At 58.0% G+C, this 26,054-nt stretch carries 27 protein-coding genes, 4 tRNA genes and 1 rRNA gene; all 32 read left to right on the forward strand.

Annotated elements, in window-relative coordinates; translation table 11 throughout:
* A 5S ribosomal RNA gene (gene rrf, locus J7302_RS27150) occupies window positions 1–83 on the forward strand; the annotation flags it as partial.
* A 200-nt stretch (window positions 84–283) separates the two neighbouring features.
* The gene (gene birA / locus J7302_RS17435) at window positions 284–1,240 is read left to right on the forward strand and encodes a bifunctional biotin--[acetyl-CoA-carboxylase] ligase/biotin operon repressor BirA (RefSeq protein WP_215377548.1); all 957 of its coding nucleotides are present in this window, start codon (window positions 284–286) and stop codon (window positions 1,238–1,240) included.
* Window positions 1,230–1,979: a pantothenate kinase gene (locus J7302_RS17440; RefSeq protein ID WP_215377550.1), complete on the forward strand. Its 750-nt coding sequence runs from the start codon at window positions 1,230–1,232 to the stop codon at window positions 1,977–1,979. Before birA ends, J7302_RS17440 begins: the two co-directional genes overlap by 11 nt.
* 8 nt (window positions 1,980–1,987) lie before the next feature.
* The gene (locus J7302_RS17445) at window positions 1,988–2,662 is read left to right on the forward strand and encodes an SPOR domain-containing protein (protein WP_215377552.1); all 675 of its coding nucleotides are present in this window, start codon (window positions 1,988–1,990) and stop codon (window positions 2,660–2,662) included.
* A gap of 142 nt (window positions 2,663–2,804) precedes the next feature.
* Window positions 2,805–2,889 (forward strand) — tRNA-Tyr (locus J7302_RS17450).
* A 24-nt stretch (window positions 2,890–2,913) separates the two neighbouring features.
* Window positions 2,914–2,987: transfer RNA gene (locus tag J7302_RS17455), tRNA-Gly, on the forward strand.
* Window positions 2,988–3,013: 26 nt separating this feature from the next.
* Window positions 3,014–3,089, forward strand: a tRNA-Thr gene (locus J7302_RS17460).
* Between the two features lie 85 nt (window positions 3,090–3,174).
* Complete coding sequence (gene tuf / locus J7302_RS17465) at window positions 3,175–4,368, forward strand: elongation factor Tu (RefSeq protein ID WP_215377555.1); 1,194 nt, start codon at window positions 3,175–3,177, stop codon at window positions 4,366–4,368.
* A gap of 52 nt (window positions 4,369–4,420) precedes the next feature.
* A tRNA-Trp gene (locus J7302_RS17470) sits at window positions 4,421–4,496 on the forward strand.
* A 46-nt stretch (window positions 4,497–4,542) separates the two neighbouring features.
* Window positions 4,543–4,911: a preprotein translocase subunit SecE gene (secE, locus tag J7302_RS17475; RefSeq protein ID WP_215377557.1), complete on the forward strand. Its 369-nt coding sequence runs from the start codon at window positions 4,543–4,545 to the stop codon at window positions 4,909–4,911.
* Between the two features lie 10 nt (window positions 4,912–4,921).
* Window positions 4,922–5,455 (forward strand): transcription termination/antitermination protein NusG, encoded by a 534-nt coding sequence (gene nusG / locus J7302_RS17480; protein ID WP_215377560.1) that lies wholly within the window; start codon window positions 4,922–4,924, stop codon window positions 5,453–5,455.
* Window positions 5,456–5,570: 115 nt separating this feature from the next.
* Window positions 5,571–6,002, forward strand: coding sequence for a 50S ribosomal protein L11 (gene rplK / locus J7302_RS17485; RefSeq protein ID WP_028630536.1), 432 nt, complete (start codon window positions 5,571–5,573; stop codon window positions 6,000–6,002).
* Window positions 6,002–6,697, forward strand: a complete 696-nt coding sequence (gene rplA / locus J7302_RS17490; RefSeq protein ID WP_215377562.1) for a 50S ribosomal protein L1 — start codon at window positions 6,002–6,004, stop codon at window positions 6,695–6,697. Before rplK ends, rplA begins: the two co-directional genes overlap by 1 nt.
* Window positions 6,698–6,909: 212 nt before the next feature.
* On the forward strand, window positions 6,910–7,410 hold the full coding sequence (gene rplJ, locus J7302_RS17495) for a 50S ribosomal protein L10 (protein ID WP_215377565.1): 501 nt from the start codon (window positions 6,910–6,912) through the stop codon (window positions 7,408–7,410).
* 82 nt (window positions 7,411–7,492) lie between these two features.
* Window positions 7,493–7,861, forward strand: coding sequence for a 50S ribosomal protein L7/L12 (gene rplL / locus J7302_RS17500; RefSeq protein ID WP_028630534.1), 369 nt, complete (start codon window positions 7,493–7,495; stop codon window positions 7,859–7,861).
* A 221-nt stretch (window positions 7,862–8,082) separates the two neighbouring features.
* On the forward strand, window positions 8,083–12,156 hold the full coding sequence (rpoB, locus tag J7302_RS17505) for a DNA-directed RNA polymerase subunit beta (RefSeq protein ID WP_215377567.1): 4,074 nt from the start codon (window positions 8,083–8,085) through the stop codon (window positions 12,154–12,156).
* A 67-nt stretch (window positions 12,157–12,223) separates the two neighbouring features.
* Window positions 12,224–16,429 (forward strand): DNA-directed RNA polymerase subunit beta', encoded by a 4,206-nt coding sequence (rpoC, locus tag J7302_RS17510; protein WP_215377569.1) that lies wholly within the window; start codon window positions 12,224–12,226, stop codon window positions 16,427–16,429.
* 162 nt (window positions 16,430–16,591) lie between these two features.
* Window positions 16,592–16,963, forward strand: a complete 372-nt coding sequence (rpsL, locus tag J7302_RS17515; protein WP_215377572.1) for a 30S ribosomal protein S12 — start codon at window positions 16,592–16,594, stop codon at window positions 16,961–16,963.
* A gap of 107 nt (window positions 16,964–17,070) precedes the next feature.
* Window positions 17,071–17,541: a 30S ribosomal protein S7 gene (rpsG, locus tag J7302_RS17520; RefSeq protein WP_016490528.1), complete on the forward strand. Its 471-nt coding sequence runs from the start codon at window positions 17,071–17,073 to the stop codon at window positions 17,539–17,541.
* A gap of 18 nt (window positions 17,542–17,559) precedes the next feature.
* Window positions 17,560–19,680, forward strand: a complete 2,121-nt coding sequence (fusA, locus tag J7302_RS17525; protein WP_215377574.1) for an elongation factor G — start codon at window positions 17,560–17,562, stop codon at window positions 19,678–19,680.
* Between the two features lie 30 nt (window positions 19,681–19,710).
* Complete coding sequence (gene tuf / locus J7302_RS17530) at window positions 19,711–20,904, forward strand: elongation factor Tu (protein WP_215377555.1); 1,194 nt, start codon at window positions 19,711–19,713, stop codon at window positions 20,902–20,904.
* A gap of 150 nt (window positions 20,905–21,054) precedes the next feature.
* The gene (gene rpsJ / locus J7302_RS17535; RefSeq protein WP_003463313.1) at window positions 21,055–21,366 is read left to right on the forward strand and encodes a 30S ribosomal protein S10; all 312 of its coding nucleotides are present in this window, start codon (window positions 21,055–21,057) and stop codon (window positions 21,364–21,366) included.
* A gap of 84 nt (window positions 21,367–21,450) precedes the next feature.
* The gene (gene rplC, locus J7302_RS17540) at window positions 21,451–22,086 is read left to right on the forward strand and encodes a 50S ribosomal protein L3 (protein WP_215377576.1); all 636 of its coding nucleotides are present in this window, start codon (window positions 21,451–21,453) and stop codon (window positions 22,084–22,086) included.
* Between the two features lie 14 nt (window positions 22,087–22,100).
* A complete protein-coding gene (rplD, locus tag J7302_RS17545) occupies window positions 22,101–22,703 on the forward strand; it encodes a 50S ribosomal protein L4 (protein ID WP_215377578.1) in 603 nt (200 codons plus the stop codon).
* A complete protein-coding gene (gene rplW, locus J7302_RS17550; protein ID WP_215377580.1) occupies window positions 22,700–22,999 on the forward strand; it encodes a 50S ribosomal protein L23 in 300 nt (99 codons plus the stop codon). Before rplD ends, rplW begins: the two co-directional genes overlap by 4 nt.
* Before the next feature lie 11 nt (window positions 23,000–23,010).
* Window positions 23,011–23,832, forward strand: a complete 822-nt coding sequence (gene rplB, locus J7302_RS17555; protein ID WP_215377582.1) for a 50S ribosomal protein L2 — start codon at window positions 23,011–23,013, stop codon at window positions 23,830–23,832.
* A 14-nt stretch (window positions 23,833–23,846) separates the two neighbouring features.
* Entirely contained in the window at window positions 23,847–24,122 is a 276-nt protein-coding gene (rpsS, locus tag J7302_RS17560) for a 30S ribosomal protein S19 (protein WP_016490535.1), read from the forward strand.
* A gap of 13 nt (window positions 24,123–24,135) precedes the next feature.
* Window positions 24,136–24,468, forward strand: coding sequence for a 50S ribosomal protein L22 (gene rplV / locus J7302_RS17565; protein ID WP_007161246.1), 333 nt, complete (start codon window positions 24,136–24,138; stop codon window positions 24,466–24,468).
* 13 nt (window positions 24,469–24,481) lie between these two features.
* Entirely contained in the window at window positions 24,482–25,168 is a 687-nt protein-coding gene (rpsC, locus tag J7302_RS17570; RefSeq protein WP_016490536.1) for a 30S ribosomal protein S3, read from the forward strand.
* Between the two features lie 12 nt (window positions 25,169–25,180).
* Entirely contained in the window at window positions 25,181–25,594 is a 414-nt protein-coding gene (gene rplP, locus J7302_RS17575) for a 50S ribosomal protein L16 (RefSeq protein ID WP_003448731.1), read from the forward strand.
* Window positions 25,594–25,785, forward strand: a complete 192-nt coding sequence (gene rpmC / locus J7302_RS17580) for a 50S ribosomal protein L29 (RefSeq protein ID WP_215377584.1) — start codon at window positions 25,594–25,596, stop codon at window positions 25,783–25,785. The genes rplP and rpmC overlap by 1 nt, the downstream gene beginning before the upstream one ends.
* A gap of 2 nt (window positions 25,786–25,787) precedes the next feature.
* Window positions 25,788–26,054 carry a 30S ribosomal protein S17 gene (rpsQ, locus tag J7302_RS17585; RefSeq protein ID WP_215377586.1) on the forward strand — a complete coding sequence of 89 codons (267 nt, stop codon included), beginning with the start codon at window positions 25,788–25,790 and terminating at the stop codon, window positions 26,052–26,054.

The following is a 26,054-nucleotide window of genomic DNA, read 5'->3' on the forward strand; positions in this document are numbered from 1 at the left end:
CCCATCCCGAACTCAGTAGTGAAACGACGCATCGCCGATGGTAGTGTGGAGCTTCTCCATGTGAGAGTAGGTCATCGTCAAGCTCCTATCCCAAACCCCCGATACGCCCAGGCGTGTCGGGGGTTTGTCTTTGGGCGTTGAAAAGAATGGTGCTTCGTCGGTAGCGATCATTCAATCAAGATGTCCGGTTCCTGATTGCGCAGCGCAATTCAATGTCCACTTTCTATGCAATTGTGATGTGCATCGATATGATGCCTGCCTTATTCTGAGCTGGATCCCGCAAATGCTGACTCTTTTAAAGCTACTGCAGGATGGTCGCTTCCACTCCGGGCAGTCTCTAGGGGCTGCGCTGGGAGTCAGCAGAAGTGCTGTCTGGAAGCAGCTGCAGCAGCTTGAGGCAGAGTTAAATCTGCCAATCTACAAGGTTCGTGGCCGAGGCTATCGGCTGCAGCGCCCGCTGAGCTTGTTGGACCAGGAATCGCTTAACAGGAGTGACTGCCCTTGGCCTTCTGTGGTCCTTGATTCAATTGACTCCACCAATGCGGAGGTTATGCGGCGAATCAGTGCGGGGTATATACCTCCTTTTGCTGTCGCCGCTGAGCGTCAGACTGCCGGGCGGGGTCGTCGGGGCAGGCATTGGGTAAGCCCGTATGCTGAGAATCTGTATTACAGTCTCGCCTTGCGCATAGATGGGGGGGCTCGCCAGTTGGAGGGCTTGAGCCTCGTCATTGGCCTTGCGGTGTTAGCCACCTTGCGCTCTTTCGGCGTCACAGGGGTTGGACTGAAGTGGCCAAATGATCTGCTGGTAAACAATCGAAAGATCGCGGGCATACTGCTGGAGCTAGTTGGGGACCCGGCCGATATCTGCAATGTAATAGTTGGCATTGGCATCAACGCGAACATGCTGGTTGCTAACGAAGACATCGGCCAGCCCTGGACTTCCATGGCTGCGGAAGTGCCCGGTCTGGTAGATAGGACGGCTCTTGCTGTGCGCCTCGGCCAGTATCTGGGTGACTACTTGGTTCGTCATAGGGACGAAGGTTTCCCTGCGCTTCGTGCGGAGTGGGAGGCCGGCCACCTTTGGCAGGGGGCAAGGGTCAACCTGATCGCCGGTGCGCAAACAATAACGGGCATTGTGTTGGGCATCGATTCGACGGGTGCTTTACGACTCAGTGTCTGCGGCGAAGAGCGAGCCTATAGTGGCGGAGAGCTCTCCTTGAGGTTGAGTGATGATTCTTGAGCTTGACTGCGGAAACAGCTTTATCAAGTGGCGTGTCATTGATGGGGCTCAGGCTGTCACGGTCATTGGAGGGGTGGTCGGCTCTGATTCAGAGCTGGTTTCAGCACTTCTGGCGATGCCAGCGCCTTCGCTCACGCATTGCCGGCTGGTAAGCGTGCGTAGTGATGACGAGACCCTTGCTCTGACCAGGCGTCTGGATGAACTGTTTGGAATTGAATCCGTCTGTGCCAGACCTGCCCTGGAGATGGCTGGGGTTCGGAATGGTTATGTTGAGTATCAGCGGCTTGGCCTCGACCGTTGGCTGGCTGTTCTCGGTGCATTTCATTTAGCGAAAAAACCTTGCCTGGTCCTCGATCTTGGGACAGCGGTGACCTCGGATCTTGTTATGGCTGATGGCGAGCACTTGGGTGGATTCATCTGTCCGGGCATGCCGCTGATGCGCAATCAGTTGCGTACGCATACTCGTCGTATTCGTTATGACGACGAGGCTGCGAGTAGGGCGCTTGATGAAATGGCGCCCGGCCGCACCACTGTAGAGGCGGTGGAGCGAGGTTGCTTGTTGATGCTTCGGGGATTCGTGCTTGCGCAGATGGAGTTAGCCAAAGAGTATTTGGGTGATAATTTCGAGGTATTTCTCACGGGAGGGGATGCGCTCCTGGTCCGTGATGTGCTGCCAGGGGCCAGGGTATTGCCTGATCTGGTGTTCGTTGGGCTTGCAATAGCCTGTCCATTGGACTGAGGTCGGTTATGCGTTGGCTGTTCTTGTTGTTTCTTGTGCTCAATCTCTTCTATTACGTTTGGCACCAGCAGCAGGCGCCGCTGCGACCCAAGGAGGTTGAATCGCTGGCGATGTACAAGGGGGGGCAGCGGGATATTCGCTTGCTGAGCGAGTCAGATGCTGCTCAGCCAAGAAGAATTCGCCCTGTGGCAGAGGCGGAGATCCCTACTTGCCTATTCCTGGGTGGTTTTGAGCGCCAAGAGCAGGCGCGCGAGCTTGAGCAGCGAATGGTCAGTCTGGATGTCAGGGCGAGTGTGCAGCCTGTGGACGCTACTGCGGGGACGGATTACTGGGTGTATTTAACTCCGCTGGCTTCGCGTGAGGCATCCCTGCGTCAGCTGAAGGAGCTTCAGGCGCGGAAGATCGACAGTTACATCATCACCCAAGGAGATTTGGTCAACGGGATATCGCTAGGGATATTTCCACGAACCGATTCCGCGGAAAGTGTAATGCAGAGGCTGAGGGATGCTGGCTATGAGCCTTTTATGCGCGAGTTGTCTCGTGCGCACCGGGATTATTGGGTGCGAATAGCCCCTGAAAGCCGCCGTTTGGTCGATGACATGCTTCTTGAGCGGCTGGCAGCGGATTTTTCTGGTTTAAAACATCAACTTATGTCGTGCGAAGGTGTTGCATCTCCTCGTTAGCTTGAATAGAATGGCGCCCGCTTCACAAGGAGGTCTAAGTGACTGAGTTGCGAAGCTGCTGTTCAACGAAGCTAACCTCAAGATTTTAATGAGAAAAAGCTTGACAGCAGGGTGGCATGAGATGAGAATGCCGCCTCCCGTTGGAGGGGTTCCCGAGCGGCCAAAGGGATCAGACTGTAAATCTGACGTCATAGACTTCGAAGGTTCGAATCCTTCCCCCTCCACCAGATTTAGCGTGAGCTGCAGGCTCCGCGGGTATAGTTCAGTGGTAGAACCTCAGCCTTCCAAGCTGATGATGCGGGTTCGATTCCCGCTACCCGCTCCAAGTTTGTTGTTCGTGCGATGTGTTTTGCTCATGTAGCTCAGCTGGTAGAGCACACCCTTGGTAAGGGTGAGGTCAGCGGTTCAAATCCGCTCATGAGCTCCATCTAAACAAAGGCAGATATGAAAATATCTGCCTTTGTTTTAATGGCGGCGTGACTCGCTCAATTCTTTGATGGGAGACGTTCTCGATGGCTAAAGAAAAGTTCGAACGTAACAAACCGCACGTCAATGTCGGCACCATTGGTCACGTTGACCATGGCAAGACCACTCTGACTGCTGCTCTGACCAAGGTCTGCTCCGAAACTTGGGGTGGTTCCGCTCGTGCGTTCGACCAGATCGACAACGCGCCGGAAGAGAAGGCTCGCGGTATCACCATCAACACCTCCCACGTTGAGTACGATTCCGCTGTTCGCCACTACGCTCACGTTGACTGCCCTGGTCACGCTGACTATGTGAAGAACATGATCACTGGTGCTGCGCAGATGGACGGCGCGATCCTCGTTTGCTCCGCTGCTGACGGCCCCATGCCGCAGACTCGCGAGCACATCCTGCTGTCCCGTCAGGTAGGCGTTCCTTACATTGTCGTGTTCCTGAACAAGGCCGACATGGTTGATGATGCTGAGCTGCTGGAACTGGTCGAAATGGAAGTTCGCGATCTGCTGAACACCTACGACTTCCCGGGCGACGACACTCCGATCATCGTCGGTTCCGCGCTGATGGCGCTGGAAGGCAAGGATGACAACGAAATCGGCGTTAGTGCTGTTCGTAAGCTGGTCGAGACTCTGGATGCCTACATCCCTGAGCCGGTTCGTGCTATCGACCAGCCGTTCCTGATGCCGATCGAAGACGTGTTCTCCATCTCCGGTCGCGGTACCGTGGTGACCGGTCGTGTTGAGCGCGGCATCGTCAAGGTGGGTGAGGAAATCGAAATCGTCGGTATCCGTCCGACCACCAAGACCACCTGCACCGGCGTTGAAATGTTCCGTAAGCTGCTCGACGAAGGTCGTGCTGGCGAGAACATCGGCGCCCTGCTGCGCGGCACCAAGCGTGACGACGTAGAGCGTGGTCAGGTTCTGGCCAAGCCGGGCACCATCAAGCCGCACACCAAGTTCGAGTGCGAAGTGTACGTGCTGTCCAAAGAAGAAGGCGGTCGTCACACTCCGTTCTTCAAGGGCTACCGTCCGCAGTTCTACTTCCGTACCACTGACGTGACCGGTAACTGCGAACTGCCGGAAGGCGTAGAGATGGTAATGCCGGGCGACAACATCAAAATGGTTGTCACCCTGATCGCCCCGATCGCCATGGAAGATGGCCTGCGCTTCGCGATCCGCGAGGGCGGTCGTACCGTTGGTGCTGGTGTTGTTGCTAAGATCTTCGAATAATAGTTGATCTTAGTCTGTCAGGCCGGCATAATGGTCGGCCTGACTTTGTTGCAGGCCAGTAGCTCAATTGGCAGAGCGGCGGTCTCCAAAACCGCAGGTTGGGGGTTCGATTCCCTCCTGGCCTGCCAGATTCCAAGTCGAGAATCTGGCACTTCTCTCACAGGATCCTAGCTGATGAATGCCAAGGCTGAAGCCAAAGAAGCACGCTTCGACGTTCTGAAGTGGGTCGTTGTAGTGGCTCTTGTCGCTGTTGGTGTGGTTGGCAATCAGTATTTTGCTGCTGAGCCGATCCTGTACCGAGTTCTTGCTTTGCTTGCTCTTGCCGGTGCGGCTGCCTTTGTCGCGCTTCAGACCGTGAAGGGGCAGGCTTTCTTCGTTCTCGCGAAGGAAGCTCGTGCGGAGATTCGCAAGGTTGTATGGCCGACCCGTCAGGAAACCACTCAGACCACTCTTATCGTTGTGGCTGTGGTGCTGGTAATGGCGCTGCTGTTGTGGGGGCTTGATTCCCTGCTCGGCTGGCTTGTTTCGTTGATTGTTGGTTAATAGGTGCGCCGTGGCTAAGCGTTGGTATGTTGTGCATGCTTACTCGGGCTATGAGAAGCATGTCATGCGCTCACTGGTCGAGCGCGTCAAGCTGGCTGGCATGGAAGACGAGTTTGGCGAGATTCTGGTTCCCACCGAAGAAGTGGTGGAGATGCGGAACGGTCAGAAGCGCAAAAGTGAGCGCAAGTTCTTCCCTGGTTACGTGTTGGTTCAGATGGAGATGAACGAGGCGACTTGGCACTTGATCAAGGACACGCCCCGCGTCATGGGTTTCATCGGCGGTACTGCCGACAAGCCTGCGCCTATTACTGAGAAGGAGGCTGAGGCCATTCTTCGTCGTGTTGCGGACAGCGGTGATAAGCCGAAGCCCAAGACGCTGTTTGAGCCAGGTGAAACCGTTCGCGTCATTGATGGGCCGTTTGCTGATTTCAATGGCGTTGTTGAAGAAGTTAACTACGAAAAGAGTCGCATCCAAGTTGCTGTGCTCATTTTCGGTCGCTCCACTCCTGTGGAGTTGGAGTTCAGTCAGGTCGAGAAGGCTTAACTGAAAAGGCATCCCAACCCCGCAGCCATAGGTTGCGGGGTTTTGTCGTCACTGGGATAAACGCGAAAGCAATCGGGGAGCCTTCGGGCGCTAGAACCCGTAACTGGAGTAGCAAATGGCTAAGAAGATTCAAGCTTATATCAAGCTGCAAGTTAAGGCCGCTCAGGCCAACCCGTCGCCGCCGGTCGGTCCTGCACTGGGTCAGCATGGCGTAAACATCATGGAATTCTGCAAGGCGTTCAACGCCAGGACTCAAGGCCTTGAGCCGGGTCTGCCGACTCCTGTGATCATCACTGTTTACAGCGACCGCAGCTTCACTTTCGAGACGAAGAGCACCCCGGCTTCTGTGCTGCTGAAAAAAGCGGCCGGCATCGCCAGTGGCTCCCCGCGTCCGAACACCCAGAAAGTAGGCACTGTTACTCGTGCTCAGCTGGAAGAGATCGCCAAAGCCAAGAAGGCTGATCTGACTGCGGCTGACCTGGATGCGGCTGTGCGTAGCATCGCTGGCTCCGCTCGTAGCATGGGCCTGAACGTGGAGGGTGTGTAATGGCTAAGTTGACCAAGCGCCAAAAGGCAATCGCTGAGAAAGTCGAAGCTGGCAAGCAGTACGATTTCGAAGATGCCGCCAAACTGCTGGCTGAACTGGCTACCTCCAAGTTCAAAGAGTCCGTTGATGTATCCATCAACCTGGGCGTTGATCCGCGTAAGTCCGACCAGGTCGTGCGTGGCGCCACCGTTCTGCCGAACGGCACTGGCAAGAGCGTTCGTGTTGCCGTCTTTACCCAGGGTCCGGCTGCTGAAGCTGCACTGGCTGCGGGCGCTGAGAAGGTCGGCATGGACGAGCTGGCTGCTGAGATGAAGGCGGGCGACCTGAGCTATGACGTGGTTATCGCTTCTCCGGACGCAATGCGCGTAGTCGGTCAGCTGGGTCAGATTCTGGGTCCGCGTGGCCTGATGCCGAACCCGAAAGTCGGTACCGTGACTCCGGACGTCGCTACTGCCGTGAAGAATGCCAAGGCTGGTCAGGTGCGTTTCCGTACTGACAAGAATGGCATCATTCACGCCTCGGTCGGTAAGGTCGACTTCGAGCCTGTCAAGCTGAAGCAGAACGTAGAAGCGCTGCTGGCTGACCTGAAGCGCTTGAAGCCATCCACTTCCAAGGGCGTCTACCTGAAGCGCGTGACCCTGAGCACCACGATGGGGCCGGGCCTGCAGATCGATCAGGCTTCCCTGGAAGGCTAAGGAATAAAGGCGCGGCGGTTCACCCGTCGTGCCAGGTATTGGGGTCCCTGCCTGGCGGGGGCTATCCAAGACCGTAGGCGGCGCAAGCCTTAAACCTGGGAGATGCGTCTCTCAGCCTACGCAGATGGTGCTCCCGATTCGTTTACCGAATCAGACACCAAAACGCCGTCCGGCCTCGGCTGGGCGAAACGGTAAAAACCAGGAGTAAACCCGTGGCAATTAAACTCGAAGACAAGAAGGCCATCGTCGCTGAAGTCAACGAGGCTGCCAAAGCTGGCCTGTCCGCTGTCGTGGCTGATGCCCGTGGCGTGACCGTAGCCGCTATGACCGGACTCCGTAAAGAGGCCCGCGAAGCTGGTGTGTACGTGAAAGTCGTGCGTAACACCCTGGCTCGCCGCGCCGTTGCAGGCACTCAGTTCGAAGTGCTCAACGACGTGTTCAAAGGCCCGACCCTGATTGCGTTCTCCAACGAGCATCCGGGCGCTGCTGCCCGTATCTTCAAGGAATTCGCCAAGGGTCAGGATAAGTTCGAGATCAAGGCCGCTGCATTCGAGGGCCAGTTCCTCGCAGCCAATCAGATCGACGTACTGGCGACCCTGCCGACCTACAACGAAGCCGTTGCACAGCTGATGAGCGTTATTCAAGGCGCTACCAGCAAGCTGGCTCGTACTCTGGCGGCTATTCGCGACCAGAAAGAAGGCGCCGCAGCCTGATTCAGGCCGCATAGTCCCTTTCAAGCTCATTTGTTTAATTTGACGGCCGCGAAGGCTGTCCCCCAATACAGGAATTAGAGTCATGGCTCTGACCAACGAAGACATCATCAACGCCGTTTCCGAAATGTCCGTCATGCAGATCGTTGAACTGATCAAGGCGATGGAAGAGAAGTTCGGTGTTACTGCCGCTGCTGCCGTTGCCGCTGGCCCGGCTGCCGCCGCTGCTGTTGTTGAAGAACAAACCGAGTTCAACATCATCCTGACCGAAGCCGGTGAGAAGAAAGTGAACGTGATCAAGGTCGTTCGCGAGCTGACCGGTCTGGGTCTGAAAGAAGCCAAGGCAGTTGTTGACGGCGCCCCGGGCGTGGTCAAGGAAGGCGCTTCGAAAGAAGAAGCCGAAGCTGCCAAGAAGGCTCTGGAAGAAGCTGGCGCCAAAGTCGAGCTCAAGTAAGCGACGACTTTGCGTCTACAGCCTCGGCGCTCTGCGCAAGGCTGACGGCTGGTGGCTTATGCCACCGGCCTTTTTCCGTTCCAGGTGGTTGCCTGTGGGCCCCACCTCGAGCGTGACCCGACCTCCACTGGGAGGCGGAGCAAACCAAGGGGTTTGCAAGATTTTCTGGCTACTCCCGTCGGAGGGGCCAAACAAGCAGGTGACCAAGCTGGGGAACGCTGATGGCTTACTCATACACTGAGAAAAAACGTATCCGCAAAGACTTTAGCAAGTTGCCGGACGTCATGGATGTACCCTACCTCCTGGCCATCCAGCTGGATTCGTATCGCGAATTCCTGCAGGCGGGAGTCAGCAAAGAGCAGTTCCGTGACATCGGCCTGCACGCGGCCTTCAAGTCTGTTTTCCCGATTATCAGCTATTCCGGTAACGCCGCTCTGGAATACGTCGGTTATCGCCTGGGCGAGCCAGCATTTGATGTCAAGGAATGCGTGCTGCGCGGTGTGACCTTTGCAGTCCCGCTGCGCGTAAAAGTTCGTCTGATCATTTTCGACAAAGAGTCGTCGAACAAAGCGATCAAGGACATCAAGGAGCAGGAAGTCTATATGGGGGAAATCCCCCTGATGACGGAGAACGGTACCTTCATTATCAACGGTACCGAGCGCGTCATCGTGTCCCAGCTGCACCGTTCGCCGGGTGTGTTCTTCGACCACGACCGTGGCAAGACCCACAGCTCGGGCAAGCTGCTGTACTCCGCTCGTATCATTCCTTACCGCGGCTCTTGGCTGGACTTCGAGTTCGATCCGAAGGACTGCGTGTTCGTGCGTATCGACCGTCGCCGCAAGCTGCCGGCCACCGTCCTGCTGCGCGCACTGAACTACACCACCGAGGAAGTGCTGAACGCCTTCTACGCCACCAACGTGTTCCACGTGAAGGGCGAAGGTCTGCACCTCGAGCTGGTTCCGCAGCGTCTGCGCGGTGAAATCGCCGTATTCGACATCAAGGATCCGAGCGGCAAGGTGATCGTCGAGCAGGGCCGTCGTATTACCGCGCGCCACATCAACCAGCTCGAAAAAGCCGGTATCAAGGAACTGGAAGTTCCAATGGATTACGTGCTTGGCCGTACCTCTGCCAAGGCTATCGTGCATCCGGCCACCGGCGAGATCATCGTTGAGTGCAACACCGAGCTGACCACCGACCTGTTGGTGAAGATCGCCAAGGCGCAGGTTGTCCGCATTGAGACGCTTTACACCAACGACATCGACTGCGGTCCGTTCATCTCCGACACCCTGAAGATCGATTCCACTGGCAACCAGCTGGAAGCCCTGGTCGAAATCTACCGCATGATGCGCCCGGGTGAGCCGCCGACCAAGGAAGCCGCCGAAACCCTGTTCAACAACTTGTTCTTCAGTGCCGAGCGGTACGACCTGTCCGCCGTTGGCCGCATGAAGTTCAACCGTCGTATCGGTCGTACCGAGATCGAAGGTTCGGGTGTACTGAGCAAGGAAGACATCGTCGATGTGCTCAGAACGCTGGTCGACATTCGTAACGGCAAGGGTATTGTCGACGACATCGACCACCTGGGTAACCGTCGCGTCCGTTGCGTCGGCGAGATGGCTGAGAACCAGTTCCGCGTTGGCCTGGTGCGCGTCGAGCGTGCGGTCAAAGAGCGCCTGTCCATGGCCGAAAGCGAAGGGCTGATGCCGCAGGACCTGATCAACGCCAAGCCGGTGGCCGCTGCGATCAAGGAGTTCTTCGGTTCCAGCCAGCTGTCCCAGTTCATGGACCAGAACAACCCGCTCTCCGAGATCACCCACAAGCGCCGCGTTTCCGCACTCGGCCCAGGTGGTCTGACCCGTGAGCGTGCAGGCTTCGAGGTTCGTGACGTGCACCCGACCCATTACGGCCGCGTGTGCCCGATCGAAACCCCTGAAGGCCCGAACATCGGGCTGATCAACTCCCTGGCGACCTACGCCCGCACCAACCAGTACGGTTTCCTCGAGAGCCCGTACCGCGTAGTCAAGGAAGGCCAGGTTACCGACGAGATCGTGTTCCTCTCCGCTATCGAAGAGGCTGACCACGTCATCGCTCAGGCCTCCGCTACCCTCAACGAACAGGGTCAGCTGGTGGACGAACTGGTGGCCGTCCGTCACTTGAACGAATTCACCGTCAAGGCGCCGGAAGACGTGACCCTGATGGACGTTTCGCCGAAGCAGGTCGTTTCCGTCGCTGCCTCGCTGATCCCGTTCCTCGAGCACGACGACGCCAACCGCGCACTCATGGGTTCGAACATGCAGCGTCAGGCCGTGCCGACCCTGCGTGCGGACAAGCCCCTGGTCGGTACCGGTATGGAGCGCAACGTAGCGCGCGACTCCGGCGTCTGTGTCGTGGCCCGTCGCGGTGGTGTGATCGACTCGGTCGATGCCAGCCGCATTGTGGTTCGCGTCAATGACGACGAAGTCGAGACTGGCGAAGCCGGTGTCGACATCTACAACCTGACTAAATACACCCGCTCCAACCAGAACACCTGCATCAACCAGCGCCCGCTGGTTCGCAAAGGTGACGTGGTTGCTCGTGCTGACATCCTGGCCGATGGTCCGTCCACTGACATGGGCGAGCTGGCTCTGGGTCAGAACATGCGCGTCGCGTTCATGCCCTGGAACGGCTTCAACTTCGAAGACTCCATCTGCCTCTCCGAACGTGTGGTCCAGGAAGACCGCTTCACCACGATCCACATCCAGGAATTGACCTGTGTGGCGCGTGATACCAAGCTCGGTCCAGAAGAAATCACCGCGGACATCCCGAACGTTGGTGAGGCCGCGCTGAACAAACTGGACGAAGCGGGTATCGTCTATGTGGGTGCTGAAGTTCAGGCGGGCGACATCCTGGTCGGTAAAGTCACTCCGAAAGGCGAGACCCAGCTGACTCCGGAAGAGAAACTGCTGCGTGCGATCTTCGGTGAGAAGGCGTCCGACGTTAAGGATACCTCCCTGCGCGTACCGACCGGCACCAAGGGTACCGTTATCGACGTGCAGGTCTTCACCCGCGACGGCGTCGAGCGTGACTCCCGTGCGCTGTCCATCGAGAAGATGCAACTCGACGAGATCCGTAAGGACCTGAACGAAGAGTTCCGCATTGTCGAAGGCGCGACCTTCGAGCGTCTGCGTTCTGCTCTGGTCGGCCAGGTTGCCGAGGGCGGTGCTGGGGTGAAGAAAGGCACCGAAATCACCGACGAGTACCTCGATGGCCTTGAGCGCGGACAGTGGTTCAAGCTGCGCATGGCTGAAGACGCTCTAAACGAGCAGCTGGAGAAGGCTCAGGCCTACTTGTCTGACCGTCGCCAGATGCTCGACGACAAGTTCGAAGACAAGAAGCGCAAGCTGCAGCAGGGCGATGACCTGGCTCCGGGCGTACTGAAGATCGTCAAGGTCTACCTGGCCATCAAGCGCCGCATCCAGCCGGGCGACAAGATGGCGGGTCGCCACGGTAACAAGGGTGTGGTCTCTGTGATCATGCCGGTCGAAGACATGCCGCACGATGCCAACGGCACCCCGGTCGACATCGTCCTCAACCCGCTGGGCGTACCGTCGCGTATGAACGTCGGTCAGATCCTCGAAACCCACCTGGGCCTCGCGGCCAAGGGCCTGGGCGAAAAGATCAATCGCATGCTCGAAGAGCAGCGCAAGATCGCCGAACTGCGTGAGTTCCTGCACGAGATCTACAACGAGATTGGCGGTCGTCAGGAGAGTCTGAACGAACTGAGCGATCAGGAGATCCTCGACTTGGCAGCGAACCTGCGCGGTGGCGTTCCGATGGCGACTCCGGTGTTCGACGGTGCCAAGGAAAGCGAGATCAAGGCCATGTTGAAGCTCGCCGACCTGCCGGAAAGCGGTCAGATGCGTCTGACTGACGGCCGCACTGGTAACCAGTTCGAGCGCCCGACCACCGTCGGCTACATGTACATGCTCAAGCTGAACCACCTGGTCGACGACAAGATGCACGCGCGTTCTACGGGTTCCTACAGCCTGGTTACCCAGCAGCCGCTGGGTGGTAAGGCGCAGTTCGGTGGCCAGCGTTTCGGGGAGATGGAGGTCTGGGCATTGGAAGCCTACGGCGCCGCCTACACCCTGCAGGAAATGCTGACCGTGAAGTCGGACGACGTGAACGGCCGGACCAAGATGTACAAGAACATCGTGGACGGCGATCACCGTATGGAGGCCGGCATGCCCGAATCCTTCAACGTGTTGATCAAAGAGATCCGCTCGCTCGGCATCGACATCGAACTGGAAACCGAATAACACGCGACGCCCAAAACGCTACGGCTGGTCAAGGCCGGTCGTAGCGGGTCCGTGAGGAGGAAAGGCCTTGAAAGACTTGCTGAATCTGTTGAAAAACCAGGGTCAAATCGAAGAGTTCGATGCCATCCGTATTGGTCTGGCCTCGCCCGAGATGATCCGTTCCTGGTCCTTCGGTGAAGTGAAGAAGCCGGAGACCATCAACTACCGTACCTTCAAGCCGGAGCGCGATGGCCTGTTCTGCGCCAAGATCTTCGGCCCGGTGAAGGATTACGAGTGCCTGTGCGGTAAGTACAAGCGCCTCAAGCACCGCGGCGTAATCTGTGAGAAGTGCGGCGTGGAAGTCGCTCTTGCCAAGGTGCGCCGCGAGCGTATGGGCCATATCGAGCTGGCTTCGCCGGTCGCCCATATCTGGTTCCTGAAGTCCCTGCCGTCCCGTATCGGCCTGCTGCTGGACATGACCCTGCGTGATATCGAGCGCGTGCTCTATTTCGAGAGCTACGTGGTGATCGATCCGGGCATGACCACCTTGGAAAAAGGCCAGTTGCTGAACGATGAGCAGTACTTCGAGGCTCTCGAAGAGTTCGGTGATGACTTCGACGCGCGCATGGGCGCCGAAGCTGTTCGCGAACTGCTCAACGCTATTGATCTGGAGCACGAGATCGGTCGTCTGCGCGAAGAGATTCCGCAGACCAACTCGGAAACCAAGATCAAGAAGCTGTCCAAGCGCCTGAAGCTGATGGAAGCGTTCAAGGACTCCGGCAACCATCCCGAGTGGATGGTGCTGACTGTCCTGCCGGTGCTGCCGCCGGACCTGCGTCCGCTGGTTCCGCTGGATGGCGGCCGCTTCGCGACCTCCGATCTGAACGATCTGTACCGTCGCGTGATCAACCGTAACAACCGTCTGAAGCGCCTGCTTGACCTGGCCGCTCCTGACATCATCGTGCGCAACGAAAAGCGCATGCTGCAGGAAGCGGTCGACGCCCTGCTGGACAATGGCCGTCGTGGTCGCGCCATCACTGGCTCGAACAAGCGTCCGCTGAAGTCCTTGGCAGACATGATCAAAGGTAAGCAAGGTCGCTTCCGTCAGAACCTGCTCGGTAAGCGCGTGGACTACTCCGGTCGTTCCGTAATCACCGTGGGCCCGACCCTGCGTCTGCACCAGTGCGGTTTGCCGAAGAAAATGGCCCTCGAGCTGTTCAAGCCGTTCATTTTCGGCAAGCTCGAAGCGCGTGGCATGGCCACCACCATCAAAGCCGCCAAGAAGATGGTCGAGCGCGAACTGCCTGAGGTCTGGGACGTTCTCGCTGAAGTCATCCGTGAACATCCAGTCTTGCTGAACCGTGCGCCGACCCTGCACCGTCTGGGCATCCAGGCGTTTGAGCCGGTACTGATCGAAGGCAAGGCGATCCAGTTGCACCCTCTGGTCTGCGCGGCATACAACGCCGACTTCGACGGTGACCAGATGGCCGTCCACGTCCCGCTGACCCTCGAGGCCCAGCTGGAAGCGCGCGCGCTGATGATGTCCACCAACAACATCCTGTCCCCCGCCAACGGCGAACCGATCATCGTGCCGTCGCAGGACGTGGTATTGGGTCTGTACTACATGACGCGTGAGGCGATCAATGCCAAGGGCGAGGGTCGCGTATTCGCCGACCTGCAGGAAGTCGACCGCGTATTCCGCGCTGGTGAAGCCTCTCTGCACGCTCGCGTCAAAGTGCGCATCAAGGAAACCGTCAACGAAAAGGACGGCAGCGTCACCAAGAACACCCGCATCGTCGACACCACTGTCGGTCGTGCGCTGCTGTTCCAGGTAGTCCCGGCCGGCCTCTCGTTCGACGTGGTCAACCAGCCGATGAAGAAAAAGGCGATCTCCAGGCTGATCAACCAGTGCTACCGCGTGGTTGGCTTGAAAGACACCGTCATCTTCGCTGACCAGCTGATGTACACCGGTTTCGCCTATTCCACCATCTCCGGCGTCTCGATCGGCGTTAACGACTTCGTCATCCCGGATGAGAAGGCGCGCATCATCGACGCGGCGACCGAGGAAGTGAAGGAAATCGAGACCCAGTACGCCTCCGGCCTGGTAACCCAGGGCGAGAAGTACAACAAGGTGATCGACCTCTGGTCCAAGGCTAACGACGAAGTGTCCAAGGCGATGATGTCCAACCTCTCCAAAGAGAAGGTCATCGACCGCGAAGGCAAGGAAGTCGACCAGGAGTCCTTCAACTCCATGTACATGATGGCTGACTCCGGTGCACGGGGTTCCGCGGCCCAGATCCGTCAGCTCGCCGGTATGCGTGGCCTGATGGCCAAGCCGGACGGCTCCATCATCGAAACCCCCATCACCGCGAACTTCCGTGAAGGCCTGAACGTACTCCAGTACTTCATCTCCACTCACGGTGCTCGTAAAGGTCTGGCGGACACCGCACTGAAGACCGCGAACTCCGGTTACCTGACCCGCCGTCTCGTCGACGTCGCGCAGGACCTGGTAGTGACCGAGATCGACTGCGGCACCGAGCATGGCCTGCTGATGACTCCGCACATCGAAGGCGGCGACGTAGTCGAGCCGCTGGGTGAGCGCGTACTGGGTCGTGTAATTGCCAAGGACGTGTTCAAGCCAGGTAGCGACGACGGCGAAGTCATCGTTCCGGCTGGCACCCTGGTCGACGAGCAGTGGGTTGAATTCATCGAGCGCATGAGCGTCGACGAAGTGGTGGTGCGTTCCCCGATCACCTGCGAGACCCGCTACGGCATCTGCGCCAAGTGCTACGGCCGCGATCTGGCTCGTGGTCACCGGGTGAACATTGGTGAAGCGGTCGGCGTTATCGCTGCCCAGTCCATTGGTGAGCCGGGTACCCAGCTGACCATGCGTACGTTCCACATCGGTGGTGCGGCGAGCCGGACCTCCGCGGCTGACAATGTCCAGGTCAAGAACGGCGGGACCATCCGCCTGCACAACCTGAAGCACGTCGAGCGTGCCGACGGTGCCCTCGTGGCCGTATCCCGTTCCGGCGAGCTTGCAGTAGCAGACGACTTCGGTCGCGAGCGCGAGCGTTACAAGCTGCCTTACGGTGCCGTGATTTCCGTCAAGGAAGGTGACAAGGTCGACCCGGGTGCCATCGTCGCCAAGTGGGATCCGCACACCCACCCGATCGTGACCGAGATGAAGGGTACCGTTACCTTCGTCGGCATGGAGGAGGGCATCACCATCAAGCGCCAGACCGACGAACTCACCGGTCTGACCAACATCGAGGTTCTGGATCCGAAGGATCGTCCGGCTGCAGGCAAGGATATTCGTCCGGCTGTGAAACTGGTCGACGCCAATGGCAAGGAACTGCTCCTGCCGGGGACCGACGTTCCCGCCCAGTACTTCCTGCCCGCAAACGCCCTGGTTGGTGTGGCCGACGGTGCCCAAGTGGGCGTGGGTGACGTAATCGCCCGTATCCCGCAGGAAACCTCGAAGACCCGCGACATCACCGGTGGTCTGCCGCGCGTTGCGGACCTGTTCGAAGCGCGTCGTCCGAAAGAGCCGTCGATCCTGGCGGAAATCAGCGGCACGATCTCCTTCGGCAAGGAAACCAAGGGCAAGCGTCGTCTGGTCATTACCCCGACCGACGGCAGCGATCCGTACGAAGAGCTGATTCCGAAGTGGCGCCACCTGAACGTCTTCGAAGGCGAACAGGTAAATCGCGGCGAAGTTATCTCCGATGGCCCGAGCAACCCGCACGACATCCTGCGTCTGCTTGGCGTCAGCGCGCTGGCCAAGTACATCGTCAACGAGATCCAGGACGTGTACCGCCTGCAAGGCGTGAAGATCAACGACAAGCACATCGAGACCATCCTGCGTCAGATGCTGCGCAAGGTCGAGATCGCCGAGTCCGGCGACTCCAGCTTCATCAAGGGCGACCAGATGGAGCTGACCCAGGTGCTGGAAGAGAACGAGCGCCTGTCGGCCGACGATCGCTTCATCGCCAAGTACGAGCGCGTTCTGCTGGGTATCACCAAGGCCTCGCTGTCGACCGAGTCGTTCATCTCCGCGGCCTCCTTCCAGGAAACCACTCGCGTCCTCACCGAGGCAGCGGTTACCGGCAAGCGCGATTACCTGCGCGGCCTGAAGGAGAACGTTGTTGTGGGTCGCCTGATTCCGGCTGGTACTGGCCTGGCTTACCACAGTGAGCGCAAGCGTCAGCGCGAAGCTGGAAAACCGGTTCGCGTAAGCGCCAGCGAAGTGGAAGCCGCGCTGACCGAAGCGCTGAACTCCAGCGGCAACTAAGTGTGAAGCCCCTGCCAGCCTCGGCTGTCGGGGGCTTTGCCTTGACTGGGGGCTGGAGTCTCTTTAGACTCATGCACCCCTAAATTTGGCAGGGCATATTGCCCTGTCATTTTGCTTTCTTTGTAAGGCAATAGCGTCGAAAGACAACAGTGGAGCTTATAGATGGCAACTATCAACCAGCTGGTGCGTAAGCCGCGCAAGCGTATCGTCGACAAGTCCGACGTACCTGCGCTGCAAAACTGCCCGCAGCGTCGCGGCGTTTGCACCCGCGTTTACACCACCACGCCGAAAAAGCCGAACTCTGCACTCCGTAAGGTTTGCCGTGTTCGCCTGACCAACGGCTACGAAGTTACTTCGTACATCGGTGGTGAAGGTCACAACCTGCAAGAGCACAGCGTAGTGCTGATCCGTGGCGGTCGTGTAAAAGACCTTCCGGGTGTGCGTTACCACACCGTGCGCGGTTCGCTGGATACCACCGGCGTTAAAGATCGTAAGCAGGGTCGTTCCAAGTACGGTACCAAGCGTCCGAAGTAATTCGAGCGTAAACAGATTTTCTATTCATTGAGTCGATAAGAGTAAGGTCGGGCGCAACCTGCGGGTTTGGTCCCGGGCTAACCTGAAGACCGTTTGAGGGCTTATCAATGCCAAGACGTCGTGTAGCAGCCAAGCGTGAAATCCTGGACGATCCGAAATACGGAAGCCTGATTCTCGCCAAATTCATGAACCACGTGATGGAAAGCGGCAAGAAGGCCGTAGCCGAGCGCATCGTTTACGGTGCCCTGGATACTGTCAAAGCGCGCAAGAACAGCGATCCCCTGGAAATCTTCGAGAAAGCTCTCGACGCCATCGCTCCGCTGGTCGAAGTCAAGTCCCGCCGTGTAGGCGGTGCCACTTACCAGGTTCCGGTCGAAGTTCGTCCGTCCCGTCGTAATGCTCTGGCCATGCGTTGGCTGGTTGAGTCCGCGCGCAAGCGTGGTGAGAAATCCATGGCCCTGCGTCTCGCAGGCGAGCTGCTGGATGCCTTCGATGGCAAAGGCGCTGCTGTCAAGAAGCGTGAAGACGTGCACCGCATGGCGGAGGCCAACAAGGCCTTCTCGCATTATCGCTTCTAATCTAGCGAGGACTTTTTCGTGGCTCGTACAACCCCTATCAACCGCTACCGTAACATCGGTATCTGCGCTCACGTAGATGCCGGTAAGACCACCACGACGGAGCGGATCCTGTTCTACACAGGTCTCAGCCACAAAATGGGTGAGGTGCACGACGGCGCCGCCACTACCGACTGGATGGTTCAGGAGCAGGAGCGTGGTATTACCATTACCTCCGCTGCTGTTACCACCTTCTGGAAGGGTTCCCGTGGCCAGTTCGACAACTACCGCGTCAACGTGATCGACACCCCCGGTCACGTGGACTTCACCATTGAAGTAGAGCGCTCGCTGCGCGTTCTCGATGGTGCGGTCGTTGTGTTCTGCGGCACTTCCGGCGTTGAGCCGCAGTCCGAGACCGTATGGCGTCAAGCCAACAAGTACGGCGTGCCGCGTATCGTCTACGTCAACAAGATGGACCGTGCCGGTGCCAACTTCCTGCGCGTAGTTGGTCAGATCAAGAACCGTCTGGGTCACACTCCGGTTCCGGTTCAGTTGGCTATCGGTGCTGAAGACGACTTCCAGGGCCAGATCGACCTGATCAAGATGAAGGCGATCTACTGGAACGAAGACGACAAGGGTACTTCCTACCGTGAGGAAGAAATCCCTGCCGAGCTTCAGGACCTGGCGGAAGAGTGGCGCTCCAACATGGTTGAGGCTGCTGCCGAAGCCAACGAAGAGCTGATGAACAAGTACCTGGAAGAGGGTGAGCTGACTGCCGAGGAAATCAAGGCGGGTCTGCGTGCTCGTACCCTGGCCAGCGAAATCGTTCCGGCCGTTTGCGGTTCTTCCTTCAAGAATAAGGGCGTGCCCCTGGTTCTCGACGCCGTGATCGACTTCCTGCCGGCTCCGACCGAGATCCCGCCGATCCAGGGTACCAACCCGGACAACGAGGAAATCGTCGACGAGCGTCGTGCGGACGACAGTGAGCCGTTCTCGGCTCTGGCGTTCAAGATCGCCACCGACCCCTTCGTCGGCACTCTGACCTTCGCTCGCGTTTACTCCGGCGTCCTGGCTTCCGGTGACTCCGTGCTGAACTCGGTCAAAGGCAAGAAAGAGCGCGTAGGCCGGATGGTGCAGATGCACGCCAACCAGCGCGAAGAGATCAAGGAGTGCCGCGCTGGTGACATCGCTGCCCTGATCGGCATGAAGGACGTCACCACTGGTGACACCCTGTGCGATCTGGACAAGCCGATCATCCTCGAGCGTATGGACTTCCCGGAGCCGGTAATTTCGGTGGCTGTCGAGCCGAAGACCAAGGCTGACCAGGAGAAGATGGGTATCGCCCTCGGCAAGCTGGCTCAGGAAGACCCGTCGTTCCGCGTCAAGACCGACGAAGAGTCCGGTCAGACCATCATCTCCGGCATGGGTGAGCTGCACCTGGACATCATCGTCGACCGCATGAAGCGTGAATTCGGCGTTGAGGCCAACATCGGCAAGCCTCAGGTGGCCTACCGCGAAACCATCTCCAAGGACAATGTCGAGATCGAAGGCAAATTCGTTCGTCAGTCCGGTGGTCGTGGTCAGTTCGGTCACTGCTGGATCCGCTTCTCGGCTGCTGACGTGGATGAGAAGGGCAACATCACCGAAGGTCTGGTGTTCACCAACGAAGTCGTGGGTGGTGTGATTCCGAAGGAATACATCCCGGCGATCCAGAAGGGCATCGAAGAGCAGATGAAGAACGGTGTTGTTGCCGGCTATCCGCTGCTCGGCCTGAAGGCCTCCGTCTTCGACGGTTCGTACCATGACGTTGACTCCAACGAAATGGCGTTCAAGATCGCTGCCTCCATGGCGACCAAGCAGCTGGCTCAGAAGGGCGGCGGTAAGGTGCTTGAGCCGATCATGAAGGTAGAGGTGGTGACTCCTGAAGACTACATGGGTGACGTGATGGGTGACCTGAACCGTCGTCGTGGTCTGATTCAGGGGATGGAGGACAGCGTTTCCGGTAAGGTTATTCGTGCCGAGGTTCCGCTGGGCGAGATGTTCGGTTATGCGACCGACGTACGTTCCATGTCCCAGGGGCGCGCGAGCTACTCCATGGAATTCTCCAAATACGCCGAAGCTCCGTCGAATGTCGTCGAAGCACTGGTTAAAAAACAAGGTTGATTCAGCCCTTTAAGTAAGAGGTTTACTGTCGTGGCTAAAGAAAAATTTGAACGTAACAAACCGCACGTCAACGTCGGCACCATTGGTCACGTTGACCATGGCAAGACCACTCTGACTGCTGCTCTGACCAAGGTCTGCTCCGAAACTTGGGGTGGTTCCGCTCGTGCGTTCGACCAGATCGACAACGCGCCGGAAGAGAAAGCTCGCGGTATCACCATCAACACCTCCCACGTTGAGTACGATTCCGCTGTTCGCCACTACGCTCACGTTGACTGCCCTGGTCACGCTGACTATGTGAAGAACATGATCACTGGTGCTGCGCAGATGGACGGCGCGATCCTGGTTTGCTCCGCTGCTGACGGCCCCATGCCGCAGACTCGCGAGCACATCCTGCTGTCCCGTCAGGTAGGCGTTCCTTACATTGTCGTGTTCCTGAACAAGGCCGACATGGTTGATGACGCTGAGCTGCTGGAGCTGGTCGAAATGGAAGTTCGCGATCTGCTGAACACCTACGACTTCCCGGGCGACGACACTCCGATCATCGTCGGTTCCGCGCTGATGGCGCTGGAAGGCAAGGATGACAACGAAATCGGCGTTAGTGCTGTTCGTAAGCTGGTCGAGACTCTGGATGCCTACATCCCTGAGCCGGTTCGTGCTATCGACCAGCCGTTCCTGATGCCGATCGAAGACGTGTTCTCCATCTCCGGTCGCGGTACCGTGGTGACCGGTCGTGTTGAGCGCGGCATCGTCAAGGTGGGTGAGGAAATCGAAATCGTCGGTATCCGTCCGACCACCAAGACCACCTGCACCGGCGTTGAAATGTTCCGTAAGCTGCTCGACGAAGGTCGTGCTGGCGAGAACATCGGCGCCCTGCTGCGCGGCACCAAGCGTGACGACGTAGAGCGTGGTCAGGTTCTGGCCAAGCCGGGCACCATCAAGCCGCACACCAAGTTCGAGTGTGAAGTGTACGTGCTGTCCAAAGAAGAAGGCGGTCGTCACACTCCGTTCTTCAAGGGCTACCGTCCGCAGTTCTACTTCCGTACCACTGACGTGACCGGTAACTGCGAACTGCCGGAAGGCGTAGAGATGGTAATGCCGGGCGACAACATCAAAATGGTTGTCACCCTGATCGCCCCGATCGCCATGGAAGATGGCCTGCGCTTCGCGATCCGCGAAGGCGGTCGTACCGTTGGTGCTGGCGTTGTCGCCAAGATCTTCGAGTAATCGATGGTCGAAAAAGAAAGGACCCCTCGGGGTCCTTTTTTTTGATTGGTCAAAAGTTGACACCTTTCGGGTGCCTCCGTACAATTGCGCCTCCTTTTAACGGGCGTAGTCCGTCCGTTGGGGATAGCAGAGATAGAGTCTGAGGTCAAAATGCAAAACCAACAAATCCGTATTCGGTTGAAGGCTTTTGACCATCGCCTGATCGATCAATCCACCCAGGAAATCGTGGAAACCGCGAAACGTACTGGTGCTCAGGTGCGTGGTCCTATTCCTCTGCCTACTCGCAAAGAGCGGTACACCGTTCTGGTCTCCCCGCACGTCAACAAAGACGCGCGCGATCAGTACGAAATTCGTACCCACAAGCGTGTGCTGGATATCGTCCAGCCGACGGATAAAACCGTCGACGCGCTGATGAAGCTCGACCTTGCGGCAGGCGTGGAAGTGCAGATCAGCCTCGGCTAATACCCTCTGGGGTTTAGTCGTGTAACGCTCTGAAATGGGCGGCCATAGCGGGTGAAAGCCCCGTACACTCATGAGGTTTACAACATGACTATTGGTGTAGTCGGTCGTAAGTGCGGCATGACCCGCATTTTCACCGAAGAAGGTGTCTCCATTCCGGTGTCGGTCATTGAGATCGAGCCGAATCGTGTGACCCAATTCAAGAACGAAGAGAGCGATGGCTATCGCGCCGTGCAGGTAACTGTCGGTGAGCGTCGCGCTTCCCGTGTGACCAAGGCGCAAGCCGGTCACTTCGCCAAGGCGAGCGTTGCTGCGGGTCGCAGTGTCTGGGAATTCCGTCTCGAGGACGGTGAGTTCCAGGCTGGCGATCAGCTGACTGTCGAGCTGTTCCAGGCGGGCCAGCTGGTAGATGTTACCGGTCAGTCCAAGGGTAAAGGCTATGCCGGTACCATCAAGCGCTGGAACTTCCGTGGTCAAGACAATACTCACGGTAACTCCGTTTCCCACCGCGCCCCGGGCTCGATTGGCCAGTGCCAGACTCCTGGTCGTGTCTTCAAGGGCAAGAAAATGTCCGGTCACCTCGGTGCTGAGCGTGTAACCGTGCAGTCCCTGGAAGTTGTGCGTGTCGATGCAGAACGCAATCTGCTGCTGGTCAAGGGTGCCATCCCTGGCGCTACCGGTGGTGATGTCGTTGTGCGTCCGGCAGCCAAGGCTCGCGGTTAAGAGGGGAAGCTGAGATGCAGTTGAATGTAAATGGCGCTCAGGCTATCGAAGTCAGTGAGCGTACTTTTGGCGGTGAGTTCAACGAGACCCTGGTTCACCAGGCCGTAGTTGCTTACATGGCTGGTGGCCGTCAGGGCACTCGCGCGCAGAAGACCCGTTCCGAAGTTTCCGGTGGCGGTAAGAAGCCTTGGCGTCAGAAGGGCACTGGTCGTGCTCGTGCTGGCACCATTCGTAGCCCCATCTGGCGCTCCGGTGGCACCACTTTCGCAGCTAAGCCCCAGGATCACTCCCAGAAGCTCAATAAGAAGATGTATCGCGCTGCCATGCGCTCCATCCTCGCTGAGCTGGTTCGTCAAGAGCGTCTGGTCGTGGTTGATGACTTTGCTGTTGATGCACCCAAAACCAAGACTCTGCTGGGCAAGCTGAACGGCCTGGGTCTGACCGATGTGCTCATCGTATCCGATGCCGTCGACCAGAACCTGTACCTGGCTGCTCGCAACCTGCCGCATGTTGATGTTCGTGATGTGCAGGGTTCCGACCCGGTCAGCCTGATCGCCTACGACAAGGTGCTCATCACCGTGTCCGCCGTGAAGAAATTCGAGGAGCTGCTGGGATGAACCAGGAACGCGTATTCAAGGTGCTGGTTGGTCCGCATATCTCCGAGAAAGCCACGATGCTGGCGGATAGCAGGGGCCAATTCGTTTTCAAGGTTGCCACCGATGCAACCAAGCTGGAAATCAAGAAGGCCGTCGAAAGCCTGTTCAGCGTGAAAGTCGCTCGTGTCACTACCCTTAACGTCAAGGGCAAGACCAAGCGTACCGTTCGCGGTCTGGGCAAGCGTAACGACTGGAAGAAGGCGTACATCGCTCTTCAGCCGGGCCAAGATCTCGATTTCGCCAGCAGCGCTGAGTAAAGGGGTGCATCATGGCAATCGTTAAATGCAAGCCGACCTCCGCTGGCCGCCGTTTCGTGGTCAAGGTGGTCAATCAGGAGCTGCACAAAGGCGCTCCTTACGCACCGCTAGTCGAGAAGAAGTCGAAAAGCGGTGGTCGTAACAACAACGGCCGTATCACCACTCGCCACATCGGTGGTGGTCACAAGCAGCACTATCGTCTGGTCGACTTCCGTCGCAACAAGGATGGCATTCCTGCCACCGTTGAGCGTATCGAATACGACCCGAACCGTACTGCTCACATCGCGCTGCTGAAGTACGCCGATGGCGAGCGTCGCTACATCATCGCGCCGAAAGGCGTGAGTGCTGGCGACCAGCTGATCTCCGGCGTCAATGCTCCGATCAGGGCCGGTAACAGCCTGCCGCTGCGCAACATTCCGGTTGGTAGCACCGTTCACGGTATCGAACTCAAGCCTGGCAAGGGTGCGCAAATCGCTCGTTCCGCTGGCGCTTCCGTTCAGCTGGTAGCCCGCGAAGGTGCCTACGTGACCCTGCGTCTGCGCTCCGGCGAGATGCGCAAAGTCCTGGCTGAGTGCCGTGCGACCCTGGGCGAAGTCTCGAACTCCGAGCACAGCCTGCGTTCGCTGGGTAAAGCTGGTGCCAAGCGCTGGCGTGGTGTTCGCCCGACCGTTCGCGGCGTGGCAATGAACCCGGTAGACCACCCGCATGGTGGTGGTGAAGGTCGTACCTCTGGTGGCCGTCATCCGGTGTCTCCGTGGGGCTTCCCGACTAAGGGTGCGAAGACCCGCGCGAACAAGCGCACCGACAATATGATCGTCCGTCGCCGTAAATAATCGAGGATACGACTGTGCCGCGTTCTCTGAAAAAAGGTCCTTTTATCGATCTTCACCTACTGAAGAAGATCGAAGTGGCGGTGGAAAAGAACGATCGCAAGCCGGTGAAAACCTGGTCGCGCCGTTCCATCGTTCTGCCGCAAATGGTCGGTCTGACCATCGCTGTACACAACGGTCGTCAACATGTCCCGGTTCTCGTGAACGAAGACATGGTCGGTCACAAACTGGGCGAGTTCGCCGCTACCCGCACCTATCGCGGGCATGCTGCGGACAAGAAAGCCAAGCGTTAAGGGGTAAGGAACGATGGAAGTAGCCGCTAAGCTGTCGGGCGCTCGAATCTCCGCCCAGAAAGCCCGCTTGGTCGCCGACCAGATTCGCGGGAAGAAGGTGGGCGAAGCGCTCAACCTGTTGACTTTCAGCAGCAAGAAAGCCGCTGAAATCATGAAGAAGGTGCTCGAATCGGCCGTGGCCAACGCTGAGCACAACGAAGGCGCGGACGTGGATGACCTGAAGGTTTCCACTGTTTTCGTCAACGAAGGGCGTTCGCTGAAGCGCATCATGCCGCGAGCCAAGGGCCGTGCTGATCGCATCGTCAAGCGGTCTTGCCATATCACTGTCAAGGTTGCGGACAAGTAACGGAGTCGATCAGATGGGTCAGAAAGTACATCCCACTGGCATTCGCCTGGGAATCGTCAAGGAGCACACCTCCGTTTGGTACGCAGATAAGCGCACTTATGCCGACTATCTGTTTGCCGACCTCAAGGTGCGTGAGTACCTCCAAGACAAACTAAAAAGCGCGTCCGTAAGCCGTATCGATATTCATCGCCCGGCTCAGACTGCACGCATCACCATCCACACCGCTCGTCCCGGCATCGTGATCGGCAAGAAAGGTGAAGATGTTGAGAAGCTGCGTCAGGACCTGACCAAGCAAATGGGTGTGCCTGTGCACATCAACATCGAAGAGATCCGCAAGCCGGAGCTCGACGGTATGCTGGTTGCGCAGAGCGTAGCTCAGCAGCTGGAGCGTCGCGTAATGTTCCGTCGCGCCATGAAGCGCGCTGTACAGAACGCCATGCGCATTGGTGCCAAAGGCATCAAGATCCAGGTGAGTGGTCGTCTTGGTGGCGCCGAAATCGCTCGTACCGAGTGGTATCGCGAAGGTCGTGTGCCTCTGCACACCCTGCGCGCCGACATCGACTACGCAACCTACGAAGCGCACACCACCTATGGTGTGATCGGTGTGAAGGTTTGGATCTTCAAGGGTGAGGTCATTGGTGGCCGCCAGGAAGAGCTGAAGCCGCAAGCGCCCGCTCCTCGTAAAAAAGCTGCTAAGTAAGGGGTACGCCAAATGTTGCAACCAAAGCGTACGAAGTTCCGCAAGCAGATGACCGGCCACAACCGTGGTCTGGCTCATCGCGGTAGCAAGGTCAGCTTCGGCGAATTCGCGCTGAAAGCTACTGGCCGTGGTCGTCTCACCGCCCGCCAGATCGAGGCTGCACGTCGTGCCCTCACCCGTCACGTTAAGCGTGGTGGCAAGATCTGGATCCGTGTGTTCCCCGACAAGCCCGTTACCAAGAAGCCCCTCGAAGTTCGTATGGGTAAAGGTAAGGGTGGCGTCGAGTACTGGGTAGCCCAGATTCAGCCGGGCAAGGTCCTGTACGAGATCGAGGGTGTTTCCGAAGAGCTGGCGCGTGAGGCATTCGCCCTGGCTGCTGCAAAGCTGCCGCTCGCCACCTCCTTTGTTAAGCGGACGGTGATGTGATGAAAGCGAATGAACTTCGTGAAAAGACCGTAGAGCAGCTGAACGAGCAATTGCTCGGCCTGCTGCGTGACCAGTTCAATCTGCGTATGCAGAAAGCAACTGGCCAGTTGGGGCAGTCTCACCTGCTCTCGCAAGTGAAGCGCGACATCGCTCGCGTGAAAACTGTGCTCAACCAGCAAGCAGGTAAGTAATCATGGCTGAAGCTCAGAAAATCGTCCGTACGCTGACTGGCCGCGTCGTCAGCGACAAGATGGACAAGACCATCACCGTTCTGATCGAGCGCCGCGTAAAGCACCCGATCTACGGTAAATACGTTAAGCGTTCGACCAAGCTGCACGCTCACGACGAAACCAACCAGTGCCGTATCGGCGACAAGGTCACTATTCGTGAGACTCGTCCGCTGGCCAAGACCAAGTCCTGGGCTCTGGTGGAAGTCGTCGAACGTGCCGTGGAAGTCTAA

The organism is Metapseudomonas boanensis, assembly GCF_018704125.1.
In the GTDB taxonomy this organism is placed as follows: Bacteria; Pseudomonadota; Gammaproteobacteria; order Pseudomonadales; family Pseudomonadaceae; genus Metapseudomonas; species Metapseudomonas boanensis.